This is a genomic window from Actinophytocola sp., assembly GCF_045807065.1.
GTDB lineage: Bacteria > Actinomycetota > Actinomycetes > Mycobacteriales > Pseudonocardiaceae > Actinophytocola.
The window spans coordinates 1-12,735 of record NZ_JBJMIE010000818.1 but is presented as its reverse complement, the minus strand read 5'-3'; the positions used below and the strand labels follow the sequence as shown (position 1 = coordinate 12,735).

Below are 12,735 nucleotides of genomic sequence, written 5' to 3'. Positions count from 1 at the left end.
CCGGGAGTGGACGGCGAACGGCAGGTCCGGCACGTCCACCGCGGTGATCAGCTCGCCGTGCGCCAGGACGGTGTCGCGGTGGGGCTCGTCGCCGGGCAGGCGGTGCAGGTCCTCGGCGCGGATCGTGCGTGCCGCGTCCGGCCCCCGCACGTGCACGACGGCGTCGAGGGCGACCAGCGCGACCGCGAGGTCGGAGGGGTGGACGGCGACGCAGTGCGGCGAGGCGCCGAGGACGGCGTGGTAGCGGTTGTAGCCCTCCAGCGCGGAGCAGCCGGAGCCCGGCTCGCGCTTGTCGCACGGCGTGGTGACGTCCCGGAAGTAGACGCACCGGGTGCGCTGGAGGAGGTTGCCGGCGGTCGTGGCGAGGTTGCGGATCTGGCCGGAGGCCCCGGACAGCAGCGCCTGGCTGAGCACGGGGTAGCGGCGCCGGACCAGCGGGTGTGCGGCGAGGTCGGAGTTGCGGACCGACGCGCCGATGCGCACGCCGTCGCCGGGCAGCGGCTCGACCCGGTCCAGCGGCAGCCTGCTCACGTCGACCAGCAGCTCCGGAGCCGCCACCCCCAGCCGGAGGTGGTCGACGAGGTTCGTCCCGCCGCCGAGGAACGCGGCGTTCTCGTGCTCGCGCACCAGGGTCACCGCGCCGAGGACGTCCTCGGCGCGGCGGTAGTCGAAGGGGATCATCGGGCGGCCTGCTCGATCGCGCGGACGATGTTGGCGTAGGCACCGCACCGGCAGAGGTTGCCGCTCATCCGTTCGCGGATCTCCCCGGCGTCGAGGGGGCCCGGCTCGCCCCCGCTGACCGCGCTGGGCCAGCCGCGCCGGACCTCGTCGAGCATGCCGACGGCCGAGCAGATCTGGCCGGGTGTGCAGTAGCCGCACTGGAGCGCGTCCTGGTCCAGGAAGGCCTGCGCCACGGGGTGGAGCGCCTCCCCGTCGGCGAGTCCCGCGGCGGTGGTGACGTCCGCGCCGTCCTGTGCCACGGCGAGCGTCAGGCAGGAGATCACCCGCCGCCCGTCCACCAGGACCGTGCAGGCCCCGCACTGGCCGTGGTCGCACCCCTTCTTGGGTGACATCACCCCGAGGCGTTCCCGCAGCGCGTCCAGCACCGTGGTCCGCGTGTCCACGACGACCACGCGTTCCGTGCCGTCCACCCGCAGCCTGACCGTGGCTTCCATCCGCCGCGCCCTCCGTCCAGTCGTCCTGGAAGGCCTTCCCCCGCGCGGCGGATGGAAACCGCTCAGTCGGTCACGCTGTCACCGCCGGCTGGCGGGGACGGTCTGCGTCCCGGTGTTCCAGCCCGACACCCGCACCGAGGCCGCCGCGCCGCCGAGGTCGGCGGTGCGGTAGGTCGCCGTCAGGGTGGTCGACTCGCCCGGCCAGAGGCTGACCGCGTTGTCGTTCCACCTGATCGGGAGCACCGGCGCGCCGCCCGCGCCGACCACGTGCGCGTCGACGTAGAAGGCGGGGACCTTGCCCGACGACGTGTTGCGCAGGGTCACGGTGGTGGTCGTGGTGCCGTCGGCGCCGTTCGCCGTGGTGGCGGTGGCGGCGACGCTGACCTGCGCCAGGTTGGACAGTCCCTTCAGGTCGGCGTAGGCGGTGGTCGGCGTGAAGTACCAGTCGCTGTTGTCCCAGTCGAGCACGTCCGACTTCGTGGACAGCCAGTACACGTTCCGGCTGACCTCCCTGCCGGCGGAGTCGGTGAGCACCAGCTTCGCCAGGTAGGTCGTGGACAGCCCGCTGACCGACGGGATCGTCAGCGCGGTGGTCCTGGCGCCGTCGCCGCCCACGGACAGGCCCGTCCTGGTCTGGGTGAACTTCTCGGTGCCGTCGAGGTTGTAGAGCTTCACGACCGCGGTGAGCCCGCTGGCGGGGGAGTGGTTCTGGTTGAGGACCACGACCGACTTGTTGTCGTAGGAGTACTGGATGTGCAGCGGCTCGTTGGCCTTCTTCGCGCCGTAGTAGGCGCCGTTCTGGTCGAGGTAGTAGTCGAACAGCTGCCAGTGCAGGGAGGTCCAGCCGCTGTTGAGCATCCAGTAGATCAGCCCGGTCGACGGGTTCGAGCCGTCGGTGAAGTTCCGGTTGTGCGACTCGAACTCGGCCCGCACGTTCTCGTACTGCGCGAGCTGCGCCTTGCGGACGAAGTCGGACAGGCTGGTCGGCTTGCCGTAGCGGCCGGTGAGCGCGTCGCCGAACAGCTTGATGTTGGCGAAGGTCGACGACTGCGAGCGGTGGTACTGGGCGGCGGAGTAGTTGCTCCACAACGTGTTCAGCTCGCTGGCCGACATCATCCGGGTGAGCGTGTCCATGGTCGGGATGTCCGGGCCGGCACTGGTCTCGGAGTTGAAGCTCCACGCGCCGCCGCTGTCGTCGTGTGCCTTGTCGTACCAGTAGTTCGGCGGGATCCAGTCGTACGGGCCGTTCATCTTCATGCCGGAGTCGCCGAGCTGCGGCGAGGCGTTCGCGGACGCCGCGGGGACGATCGGGTCGGGCCAGTCGGCGGCCTTGAGCGCGTCGAGGTAGTTCTTCTCGATGGTCGCGTCGGGGGCGAAGTCGCTGCCGATGAGGAAGGAGATGACGCTGGGGTGGTTGCGCAGCCGCTCGGCCTCGCCGGTCATGGACGCCTTCGCCACGGGATAGTCCGCGGCGGTCCAGGGGTCGCCGGTCTCGTCCCCGTTGACCTGGCCTTCCCACTTGTCGCAGCACTCCCAGCCCGGGAGCGTCAGGACGCCGTACCGGTCGGCCAGGTCGAAGAACTCGTCGGGCTCGATGTGTCCTTCCAGGCGGACGGTGTTGAGGCCCAGGTCCAGGACGTACCTGAGCTTGTCGGACACGTACTGCTGGTTCCAGCGCAGGAACAGGTCCGGGGACCAGCCGCCGCCCTTGACCAGCAGCGGCCGGTTGTTGATGGTGTAGGAACGGCCGCCGCTGGAGTTGAGCGTGGCCTTGACGTCCCGCACGCCGAACGTGCTGTGTGCCGCGTCGGACGCGGTGCCGCCGACGGCGGCGGTGAGGTCGAGGTTGTAGAGCGGCTGGCCACCCATGCCGGCCGGCCACCAGAGGCTGGGGTTGTCGATGCCGGTGGTGGCGAAGGTGACGGTCTTCTTCTCCTTGGCGGCCAGGGCAACCGTCTGGCTGATCGCTCGTCCCGCCACCGTTCCCGACACGGTGGCGGAGACCGCGGTCGCCGTGTCGTTGCGCACGTCCGCCCTGACCGTCAGGTCCACGTGGTTCAGGCTCGTGTTGAGCTTGCTGACCACGTGTGCGCCGCGCAGCGCCACCGGGCCGCTGCGGCGCACCAGCACGTCCCGCACGATGCCCATGTTCTGGTCGGGTGGCGTCTGCGCCCAGTCGATCCACCCCATGGACAGATCCTTGTTGGGATCGTTCGGGTACACCTTGAACGCGACGCTGTTGACGCCCTGGTGCACCTGGGCGGTGACGTCGAGGTCGTGCCGCGTGTACGCGCCGTTGACCTGGTCCTTGGTGGCGATCCTGGTGCCGTTGAGCCAGACGTCGGCCTTGGCGAGGACGCCGCTGAAGTCCAGGTAGGTTCGCTGTTCGGTGCTGTCGAGGGTCAGGTCCGCCCGGTACCACCAGGGAACCTGGAACCGCGCCTTCGGCACGTCCCGCATCCTGGTGGAGTAGAAGGGGTCCGGGTACACGCCGTTCTGGAGGAGACCGGCGTACACGGTGGACCTCGACGTGACCGGGTACCAGCCGCCGGTGGCGAAACCGGGGCGGGAGACGGCCGCGTCGTCGGTTACTTCGGCCGAGCTCTGGATGAGGAAGCCGGGGATCGCCGTCGCGGTGCCGGCGGCCGCGCTGACGTGTAACCGGGCGGCGGCCTGCCCGCTGGCCGCCGGGGCGGCCACTCCGCACACACTCGCGACGAGCGCCGCGATGGTTAGCATTCGCAGAACGATCCGGGATCGCACAGGTGCCTCCGGGGATGCCGTCAGCTCGACAGAGTTGGTTAAGCAACCTTCCTAACAATCTACATGGTAGCCGGCACCGTGGCCGGGCTCCAGGGGCGGCGGGTGATCGTGTTCGCCTCCGCGCGGCCGGCGAGGAGGGTGGACGACGATAAATGTACTCGATCGGGTGATTCTGAAGTGTGGAAGACGATCTGTGACATCAGTACGTTGACGGGGCCGCGCATCGTCGAGTTCGCTGAGGAAACATTGTGTCGAGAAAGCTCATCGGTGATCTGCCGACCGCACGTGAAACAGAGTGGTTGGAATTGGACGAATTCCGAGATTACCGGTTGTCGCCCACGATCAGGCGCGCCGTGCTGGTCATCGGTGGTATTCCGCTGCTCGTGCTGGTCGTGCTCGCCGTCTGGCACCTGCCGGTGTGGGACGACGGCGACCAACAGGCCCCGCACCTCGGTGTCTTCTCCGCCCGTTCGCCCGCGCCGGTCGTGGCGGGATGGGTGAGATGACCGCGCCGAGGGCGACCCGGCGGCGCGGGCGGGCCGGCCCCTCGGGCATTCTGCTGCCCGGGCCGCGGGCCCACGTCGACAGCAACGTCACGCGGTTGTTGTGCGCGGGTGTGCACGTCGACCCGGGATTCTGCGACCAGGTGATCGAGGAATTGCTCAAACAGCGGAACCGGTGTGTCGCGCCCAGTTATGGATATGACCCCGTGGCGGTGCTCGCGCACGCGCTGAACGCGCGGCGCAGGCGGCGCGTCCGCGGGTTGGCGATGCTGGGTTGCCTGCTGCCGCTGGCGTCGAGCGTCGTTTCCGCCGGAACGCTGTCGGTCACCCTGGTGCTCGCCGCGGTGTGGTGGGCGTGGATGGTCGTCTTCGTCGAGCAGCTCGTCTGTGCCCAAACCCTGGTCACCAGGCTGAAGCGGCCCGTGGGCGCGCCCGCGCGCGGCAACGCGGCGCCGAGGCGGATCGCCGTCCCGGCGCACCGGTCGCTGCCGGGACGCCTGCCGGAGATCGTCGCCGACCAGCACCGGTCGGGCGTGTACTACAGCGGTTACGTCCCCTTCGTCGGCGCGGGCACGCTGTCCCGCAGCTGGTCCTTCTCGGTGATCCTGCGGGGAGCGCTCGGGCCGGAGCCGGCGCGGCCGTTCACGCTCGACCAGCTGTACGCCTACGTGCACCAGGAGGTCGTGGACAAGCTCCGCGCCAGGGCGCGGCCCGACGGGCGGATCCACGGCCTCAAGGCCGAGCGCAGGCTATACCGGACCGCGCTGACCGAGAGCGGCGCCGATCTGCCGCCGTTCACCCGCGGTCCGGGCGGCACCGACCAGTACGACTCGGCGCGCGAGTACCTGTGCGTCAACATCGGCAGCTGGGCGGAGGAGCTGGTCACGTCGATCTTCGTGGGCTTCGACCTGCGCGGCGACACACTGCACACCGAGCTGCACAGCTACGTGCTGCTCCCGATCAGGGCCGAGTTCCACGAGGTCGACCGGCTGCCCGCGGAGCTGGCGGTCAGCGACGTGCTCATGATGGCCATGTCCAGCCCGGTGACGGCCGTCCTGAACGGGTTCCGCGCGCTCGCGGCGAAGATCAACCAGCTGCGGCCCCGGCGTGACCCGGCGGTGCGGCGTGGTGCGGTCGCCACGGTCAGCTCGATCGTCGTCGGGTTGTCCTTCCTGCCGTGGAGCCTGTTCGTGCTGGCGTACTGGTGGGGCCTCGACGTGTCCGAGACGTGGCTGATCGGGCTCGGCGTGGCGGGCCTGTGGGCCGGCCTGTTCGCCGCGCGGGTCGCGTGGACGGCCTACCAGCGCAACCGGGTGGACGTCGAGCACGCGAGGAGGCAGCGCCAGACCGAGCTGGCGGGCAGCCAGGGGGCCAGGATCGTCGACCGGGGCGCGCGGAACAGCATCCGCGACCTCGCCGCGAGCGACGCCCCGCACCACTTCTTCCAGAAGGTGGACCAGGACAAGTACACCAAGATCGTCGAACGCCGCGTGACCGAGTTCGTCGTCGAATTCCTGCGCGGCCACGGCGTGGACGTCAGCGAGTACGAGACGCGGCAGGCCGCGGTGCTCAACTTCGGGATCATGAACACCGGCGGCGGGCAGGTCGTCAGCGGGGGAGCCATGACCGCTGGGGTGTCCACCGCGGTGAAGACCGGAACCTGACAGGAGGAGGAAGGCGTGGACGACGCCGGAAGCATCTACGGCATCATCAACTACGGCATCAGCAACAGCGGCAGCGGGAGCGTCACCGGCCACGGCGACATGGTCGCCGGCGTCGGCAACGCGGTGAGCGGCAGGACGGACCTGTTGCGCACCGTGCGCGTCCTGCGGGAGATGGTCGACCGGTCCGCGGACGAGCTGTCCACGACGGACAGGTACCTGAGCAGGGGTGCCATCGAGGAGATCGACGCCGAACTGCGGAAGGAGACGCCCGAACGGTCCCGGCTCGTCGAGGGGATCGAGCGACTCAAGGCGTCCGCGAGGTCGGTCGGCGGCCTGCTGACCGAGGCCGTGAAGCTCGGCGAGGCCATCGGGAACATGTTCACCTGAGCGCTCAGTGCAGGTCGCCCGTGGCGCCCCTCCTCGCGAGGGAGTCGATCGCCACGGAGACCGCCAGTACCGCGGCGGTGACCATGAACCGGATCGACGAGTTCACGTTCAGCAGCAGCATGCCGTTCGTGATCGACTGGATCACCAGGATGCCCAGCAGGGCCGCGTGTGCCCGTCCCCGTCCGCCGAACAGGCTGGTTCCGCCGATCACGGCGGCCGCGATGGCCATCAGCAGGATGTCGCTGCCGCCGGAGCTCTGGTTCACCGCGGCCAGTCGGGACGCGGCCAGGATTCCTCCGATGCCGGCCAGCACGGACGCGGCGACGAACGCCAGCACGCGTACCGCGGTCACGTTGATGCCCGCCCGGCGCGCGGCCTCCGCGTTGCCGCCGACGGCGAACATCCGCCGCCCGAACACGGTTCGGCGCAGCACCAGGTCCACCACGATCACCAGGCCGCCGAAGACCACCAACGTGAGGGGAACCCCGCGGTCCGAGTTCAGCACCGCCACCGCCACCGCCAGCACCACGCCCAGTCCACCCGAGCGCGCCAGGACCCACCACAGCCCCGGCGCGGGCAACTCGGCGCGGACCCGCCGGGCGCGGGTCACCCACGACGCCCCGGCGTGCACCGCCACCAGCGCCACGGCGACTCCCCACCCGAGCCAGGGCGGCAGCCACGTGTCCGACAGCGTCGCTATGCCGTGGTCGAACGGCAGGTTGATCGTGCCCTCGGAGCCCAGCAGGTACAGCAGGAGCCCCTGCCAGCCGATCAGGCCGGCCAGCGTCACCACGAACGACGGCATGGCCAGGGCCGTGCGCATCACGCCGTGCAGGGTCCCGATGAGGGCCACCGCCACCAGGGCCACCAGGACGGCCAGCACCGGCGGCCACGTCGACCGGACGTACAACAGCGTCATCACGACCGCGCACAGGCCGCTGACCGAGCCCGCCGACAGGTCGATCTCGCCGAGGAGCAGCACCATGATGATGCCCAGTGCGATGGTGCCGGTGGCCGCCATCTGCAGGGCCAGGTTGGTCAGGTTCTCCGCCGAGAGGAAGTGCCGGTTCAGCGAGGAGAAGACCACCGCGATCAGCACGAGCCCGACGGCGACCGGGACGGATCCGAGGTCGCCGCGCCGCACCCGGTCGCGTGCGGCGGAGACCAGTTGGTTCACAGCGAGGCTCCCGTGATTGCGGCGACGATCTGTTCCTGCGAGGCGGTGGCCGTCTCGAGGTCGGCGACGTTGCGGCCCAGGCGCAGCACCACGATCCGGTCGCTCACCTCCCGCACGTCCACGAGGTTGTGCGAGATCAGCAGCACCGCCAGCCCGCGGTCGCGGAGGCGGCGGATCAGGTCCAGCACCTGCGCGGTCTGTTCCACGCCGAGTGCCGCCGTCGGCTCGTCGAGGATCACCATCTTCGGTTCGCCCAGCAACGCGCGGGCGATGGCGACCGACTGCCGCTGGCCGCCGGACAGCAGGGCGACCGGTGCGCGCACGTCCGGGATCTTCACGTCCAGCGACGAGAGGAGGTCGCGGGCCGTGCGCTCCATGGACAGCTCGCCGAGCACGCTCCACGACCGCTTCTCCACACCGAGGAACAGGTTGGCGACCACGTCCAGGTTCTCGCACAACGCCAGGTCCTGGAACACCGTGGTGATCCCGAGCGCCTGCGCGTCCGACGGCCGGTGGACGCGCACCGGCCGGTCGAGGAAGGTGATCGTGCCGCTGTCCGGTTGCACGGCACCGGAGATCACCTTGACCAGCGTGGACTTCCCGGCACCGTTGTCCCCGACCAGCGCGACCACCTCGCCGGCGCGCACGCTCAGGTGCGCACCGTCCAGCGCCCGTACCGCACCGTAGGTCTTGGTGATGTCGACGACGTCGAGGACGGCTTCCAGCGTCACTTGAGCCCGGCCTCCGCGCAGGCCGCGGCCACCTCCGGGGTGCAGATCTGCTTGACCGTGTAGAACCCGTCCTTGACGATCGTGTCCTTGATGGTGTCCTTGCCGACCGCGATCGGGTCGAGGAGGAACGCGGGGATCTGGCCGACCTTCGTCGGTGCCTTCGGCTTCTGGTCCTTGGACAGCGCGACCGCCAGCTCCGCGGACTTCTCCGCCTGGGCGCGGATGTCCAGGTAGACGGTCATGGTCTGCTCGCCGGTCAGGATCCGCTGCACGGCCGCGAGCTCCGCGTCCTGGCCGGTGATCGGCGGCAGGGTCGGGTAGCCGGCGCGTTTCATCGCCGCGACGGCGCCGGAGGCCATGCCGTCGTTCGCGGAGTAGACGCCGACGATCGTGTCCCGGCCGAGCGAGGTGATCGCCTGCTCCATCTCCTGCTGCGCCTTGTCCGGGCTCCAGTCGGGGGTGTCGAACTCGCGGCCGATCGTGATCTTGCCGTCCAGGGCCTTGTGCGCGCCCTTCTTGTAGTCGGCCGAGCTGGGGTCGGTCGGCGAGCCGTTGAGCATCACGACCTGGCCGGTCTTGCCGCGCCTGGTCACCTCGTCCAGCAGGGCCTTGCCCTGGACCTCGCCGACGCGGACGTTGTCGAAGGAGACGTAGTAGTCGTAGGAGATGCCCGTGATGAACCGGTCGTAGGCGATGACCGGCACGTGCCGCTGCTTGGCCTGGTTGACCAGGGGAGCGGCGGCCGCGGCGTCGACCGCGTCGAGCACCAGCACGTCGGCGCCCTGGGTGAGCGCGGACTCGACCTGGCTCTGCTGCTTGGCGGCGTCCTGGTCGGCGTTGGCGTACAGGACCTCGCAGTTCGAGCACAGCTTCTTGACCTTGGCCTCGAACAGTGGCCGGTCGAACGCCTCGTACCGGGTCGTCTTGGACTCCGGCAGGAACAGCGCGATCTTGGTCTTGTCGTCGCTGTCACCGCTGTTGCCGCTGTTGCCGCAGGCGGTCACCACCAGCAGCAGTGCGACGAGGATGGGCCGTAGTCGATGCATCTTTCGCGTCACCCCGTGGCGTCGGACCGCTCGCTCAATGATGGTAAGAAAGGTAGTTTACTAATAGCGGCATGTCCATACCCGACGAACGGAGGCCGGATGCGGGGCCAGACAGGCACGCCGCGGCTGTTGCGGACCATGAACGAGCGGCTGCTGCTGGACCGGTTGCGTGAGCACGGCCCGGCGTCGCGCGGTGAGCTGGCCAAGGTCACGGGGCTGTCCAAGCCCACCGTGTCCGCGGCCCTCGCCGGCCTCGAGGAGGCCGGGCTCGTGCTCATGGTCGGCGCGGTCGGCGGCCGCCCGGGCCCCACGACGGCCATCTACGACATGAACGCCCAGGCGGCGCATGTCGCGGGCGTGGACGTCGGCCGCGACTGGATCCGGGTCGCGATCGCCGACCTGCGTGGCTCGTTGATCGCGCGCCAGGACGCGCGCAACACGGCCCACTCGGCGGCCGACCTGGTGCGGCGGGTGCGCAGGCTGGCGGACAAGGCGGCGGCGGAGGCGGGCCTGTCGTGGTCGGCGGTGACGTATGCGGTGGTCGGTAGCCCGGGTGTGCTGAACGAGGCGAGCGGGAGCCTCGACTTCGCCCAGAACCTGCCCGGCTGGGGCCGTCCCGGCCTGGTCGACCGGCTGCGGGCCGCGCTGGAGGTCGGCCTGGCCATCGAGAACGACGTGAACCTGGCCGCGGTGGGCGAACTGGCGCGGGGTGCCGGGCAGGGCCTGGCCAACTTCGTGTTCGTGTCGGTCGGCACCGGCGTGGGCATGGGGATCGTGATCAACGGCGAGCTGTACGTCGGCGCTCGCGGCGCGGCGGGCGAGGTGTCCTTCGTGCCGACGCCGGACAGTGTGGTGCCCACCCCGGACAGCCGGGAGCGGGGTGCGACCGAGGCCGCCACCGGCGCGGCGGGTGTGGCGGCCGCAGCGCGTGCGGCGGGCATGGTGGTCGACTCGGCGCGGGAGGTCTTCGCGGCGGCCGCGGCCGGCGACGAGGTGGCCGCGGGCATCGTGGCCGCGGAGGGCCGGCGGATCGGCTCACTGGTCACGGCGGTGACCGCGATCCTGGACCCGGAGGTGGTGGTCCTGGGCGGTGGTGTCGGCCGGAACCTGGACATGCTGGGTGCGGCGATCACCGCGCGGATCGAGGAGCTGGGGCCGCTGCGTCCGGAGGTCGTGGCCAGCACTCTGGGGGACAGCGGAGTGCTCGAGGGTGCGATCACCCGCGCGCTGGCCGTGGCCAGGGACCGCCTGTTCGACCTGCGCTACGGCTGAGGCCGCCACGCCGATCGTGTGATCGCTCAATTCCCAACTATGGCCTATGCCTTTACCAAGTGATGGTAAAGGCGATTAGGTCCGTTTGGCGTGATCTGTCCGGATTTCGCTGAGAAAAAAGCGATCGGCTCGGTTTTCTCCTGGACACCGCATGACGTGAGGTGTATCACCATGTGTACGACATACTGTATGCAATCAAGCGTTGAGCTGGCCTGAGCGGCGAGTAGTCGCTCGCTCGGGCCACGGTTCCGTTTTCCGCACCGGGCGGGAAACGGCGATCCCGTCTGCCGTGAAACCGGGAGAGGCTAATGGGCAAAGGTGCCGTCAGCTATGAGGAACTGACCGACGACAACGGTCGTGTCTACCGGGTGGGGGAAACTTCGCAGGACATCTTGGGGCGTTCGCGAACATGGATGGTGTGGCTGCCGTGGCTCGCGATGGTCGCGGTGAGCGTCTTCGAGTACGGCTGGGGCGCCGTGGTCGACACGCTCGAGAGCAACTACGGCTGGTCGCTGTCCGACGTGTTCTGGCTCGCCAGCGTGTGGGCCGTCTTCCAGGCGGGCGTCGCGTTCCCGGCGGGCAGGCTGCGGGAGAGCGGCAGGGTCTCCGCGCGTTCGGCCATGCTGGTCGGCGCGGTGCTCAGCGGCATCGGCTACTTCACGATCGCCAACAGCGGCAACCTGTTCCTCGCGTTCCTCGGGTACTCCGTGTTGGGCGGCACGGGGGCCGGCATGGTCTACGCGACGTGCATCAACATGGTGGGCAAGTGGTTCCCGGAGAAGCGCGGCGGCCTCACCGGCTTCGTCAACGGCGGCTTCGCGTACGGGTCGGTGCCGTTCATCTACATCTTCAGCGCCCTCCTGCACCCCACGAACTACTCGATCATCCTCACCCTCGTCGGGCTCTACATGCTCGTCGTGGTCGCGGTCTGCGGCTTCTTCTTCAAGGACCCGCCGAAGAACTGGTGGCCGGCCGGCGTCGACCCGCGGCCGAAGGCGACGGGTAGCCGCAGCCTCGTGGTGAACCCGCCCGCGGTGCGCCAGTTCTCGACGGTGGAGGCGATCCGCACCGGCATGCTCCCGCTGATGTGGGTGTGCCTGGTGATCATCGGTGGCGTGTCCCTGTTCGGCATCAACTTCCAGGTGCCGTTCGCCAAGGCCAGCGGCTTCGGACCGTTCATCGCGGCGTCCTCGGCCGGCGTGCTGTCGATCGTCAACGGCACGGGCCGCGCACTCGTCGGCTGGGTGTCCGACCGGATCGGCCGGCGGCAGACGCTGACGTCGGTGCTGGTGATCGCGGCCGTCGCGCAGTTCGGCGTGCTGTGGTCGGGCAACACGCACAACACACCGGTGTTCATGTTCTTCGCGTTCCTGGTCGGGTTCGGCGGCGGCGCGTTCTACCCGCTGTTCGCGAGCCTCGTCCCGGACTACTTCGGGGAGAACAACAACGCCAGCAACTACGGCCTCGTCTACAGCGCCAAGCTGATCGGCGGCGTCGGCGGCGGTGGCCTCGCCGCCGCCGTGGTCAACGCGTGGAGCTACACCGGCGCCTACTGCCTGGCCGGCGGCATCGCGTTGCTGTCCGCGCTGCTCACCCTGTTCCTGCGCCAACCGGGCCGACAGGACACGACCACGACGACATCCCCGGCCACACCGGCGATCGGCACCACCGCCTGAAGACACCCGCGGGACCCACCCATCCCGCGGGGAGATCACGGGACTGCCTGCCCGTGACCCCATGACGCGGTGGCCGCCACCGGACCTCCGGCGGCCACCGCGTCTCTCCGTGTCCACTTCCGCTGCCCGGCCCCCGATACCCTGGAGGCACGTCGAGGACGCAACCCGCCTTCATGACATGCGCCGTATCTCGGGACGCGCTGTGCGCCGCGGCTGACAACCGTCCTAACTGGCGCACCTGATGCACGTGGTGGTGGCCGGCAGGGCGTCGAGGCGTTCCGGTGCGATCGGGGAGCCGCAGCGGGTGCAGGTGCCGTAGGTGCCGGCCGCCAGTCGGTCGG

At 69.9% G+C, this 12,735-nt stretch carries 12 protein-coding genes; 5 read left to right on the top strand and 7 right to left on the bottom strand.

Annotation, left to right across the window (positions count from 1 at the left end):
- The 3 genes from ACJ73U_RS47255 to ACJ73U_RS47245 all read right to left on the bottom strand — a co-directional run.
- A partial coding sequence (locus tag ACJ73U_RS47255) for an FAD binding domain-containing protein (RefSeq protein ID WP_407784359.1) occupies positions 1-681 on the bottom strand: 681 nt, incomplete at its 3' end.
- Positions 678-1,175 (bottom strand): (2Fe-2S)-binding protein, encoded by a 498-nt coding sequence (locus ACJ73U_RS47250; protein ID WP_407784358.1) that lies wholly within the window; start codon positions 1,173-1,175, stop codon positions 678-680. The genes ACJ73U_RS47255 and ACJ73U_RS47250, both read right to left, overlap by 4 nt.
- A gap of 78 nt (positions 1,176-1,253) precedes the next feature.
- A complete protein-coding gene (locus ACJ73U_RS47245; protein WP_407784357.1) occupies positions 1,254-3,914 on the bottom strand; it encodes a glycosyl hydrolase 2 galactose-binding domain-containing protein in 2,661 nt (886 codons plus the stop codon).
- Between the two features lie 329 nt (positions 3,915-4,243).
- On the opposite strand from ACJ73U_RS47245, the gene ACJ73U_RS47240 reads away from it, so the two are divergent.
- Genes ACJ73U_RS47240 through ACJ73U_RS47230 form a run of 3 tightly spaced genes read left to right on the top strand, consistent with a single transcriptional unit; the run spans position 4,244 to position 6,492 of the window.
- Positions 4,244-4,444 carry a hypothetical protein gene (locus ACJ73U_RS47240; RefSeq protein ID WP_407784356.1) on the top strand — a complete coding sequence of 67 codons (201 nt, stop codon included), beginning with the start codon at positions 4,244-4,246 and terminating at the stop codon, positions 4,442-4,444.
- Positions 4,441-6,105 carry a hypothetical protein gene (locus tag ACJ73U_RS47235; protein ID WP_407784355.1) on the top strand — a complete coding sequence of 555 codons (1,665 nt, stop codon included), beginning with the start codon at positions 4,441-4,443 and terminating at the stop codon, positions 6,103-6,105. Before ACJ73U_RS47240 ends, ACJ73U_RS47235 begins: the two co-directional genes overlap by 4 nt.
- Positions 6,106-6,120: 15 nt before the next feature.
- On the top strand, positions 6,121-6,492 hold the full coding sequence (locus ACJ73U_RS47230; RefSeq protein WP_407784354.1) for a hypothetical protein: 372 nt from the start codon (positions 6,121-6,123) through the stop codon (positions 6,490-6,492).
- Positions 6,493-6,496: 4 nt separating this feature from the next.
- On the opposite strand, the gene ACJ73U_RS47225 is transcribed toward ACJ73U_RS47230, so the two are convergent.
- The 3 genes from ACJ73U_RS47225 to ACJ73U_RS47215 are packed head-to-tail and all read right to left on the bottom strand — an operon-like array spanning position 6,497 to position 9,446.
- The gene (locus tag ACJ73U_RS47225) at positions 6,497-7,669 is read right to left on the bottom strand and encodes a sugar ABC transporter permease (RefSeq protein ID WP_407784353.1); all 1,173 of its coding nucleotides are present in this window, start codon (positions 7,667-7,669) and stop codon (positions 6,497-6,499) included.
- Positions 7,666-8,400 (bottom strand): ATP-binding cassette domain-containing protein, encoded by a 735-nt coding sequence (locus ACJ73U_RS47220; RefSeq protein WP_407784352.1) that lies wholly within the window; start codon positions 8,398-8,400, stop codon positions 7,666-7,668. Before ACJ73U_RS47220 ends, ACJ73U_RS47225 begins: the two co-directional genes overlap by 4 nt.
- Positions 8,397-9,446, bottom strand: coding sequence for a sugar ABC transporter substrate-binding protein (locus ACJ73U_RS47215; RefSeq protein ID WP_407784351.1), 1,050 nt, complete (start codon positions 9,444-9,446; stop codon positions 8,397-8,399). The genes ACJ73U_RS47220 and ACJ73U_RS47215 overlap by 4 nt, the downstream gene beginning before the upstream one ends.
- Before the next feature lie 99 nt (positions 9,447-9,545).
- On the opposite strand from ACJ73U_RS47215, the gene ACJ73U_RS47210 reads away from it, so the two are divergent.
- Both ACJ73U_RS47210 and ACJ73U_RS47205 read left to right on the top strand, forming a co-directional pair.
- Positions 9,546-10,718, top strand: a complete 1,173-nt coding sequence (locus ACJ73U_RS47210) for an ROK family protein (RefSeq protein ID WP_407784350.1) — start codon at positions 9,546-9,548, stop codon at positions 10,716-10,718.
- A 308-nt stretch (positions 10,719-11,026) separates the two neighbouring features.
- On the top strand, positions 11,027-12,394 hold the full coding sequence (locus ACJ73U_RS47205) for an OFA family MFS transporter (RefSeq protein WP_407784349.1): 1,368 nt from the start codon (positions 11,027-11,029) through the stop codon (positions 12,392-12,394).
- 225 nt (positions 12,395-12,619) lie between these two features.
- On the opposite strand, the gene ACJ73U_RS47200 is transcribed toward ACJ73U_RS47205, so the two are convergent.
- The gene (locus ACJ73U_RS47200) at positions 12,620-12,727 is read right to left on the bottom strand and encodes a TraR/DksA C4-type zinc finger protein (RefSeq protein ID WP_407784360.1); all 108 of its coding nucleotides are present in this window, start codon (positions 12,725-12,727) and stop codon (positions 12,620-12,622) included.
- Between the last annotated feature and the right edge of the window lie 8 nt (positions 12,728-12,735).

Excerpts from the sequence above, each read along its gene's own strand:
- ACJ73U_RS47245 (WP_407784357.1), bottom strand. The coding sequence starts at position 3,914 with ATGCTAACCATCGCGGCGCTCGTCGCGAGTGTGTGCGGAGTGGCCGCC.
- ACJ73U_RS47235 (WP_407784355.1), top strand. The coding sequence starts at position 4,441 with ATGACCGCGCCGAGGGCGACCCGGCGGCGCGGGCGGGCCGGCCCCTCG.
- ACJ73U_RS47205 (WP_407784349.1), top strand. The coding sequence starts at position 11,027 with ATGGGCAAAGGTGCCGTCAGCTATGAGGAACTGACCGACGACAACGGT.
- ACJ73U_RS47250 (WP_407784358.1), bottom strand. The coding sequence starts at position 1,175 with ATGGAAGCCACGGTCAGGCTGCGGGTGGACGGCACGGAACGCGTGGTC.
- ACJ73U_RS47215 (WP_407784351.1), bottom strand. The coding sequence starts at position 9,446 with ATGCATCGACTACGGCCCATCCTCGTCGCACTGCTGCTGGTGGTGACC.
- ACJ73U_RS47210 (WP_407784350.1), top strand. The coding sequence starts at position 9,546 with ATGCGGGGCCAGACAGGCACGCCGCGGCTGTTGCGGACCATGAACGAG.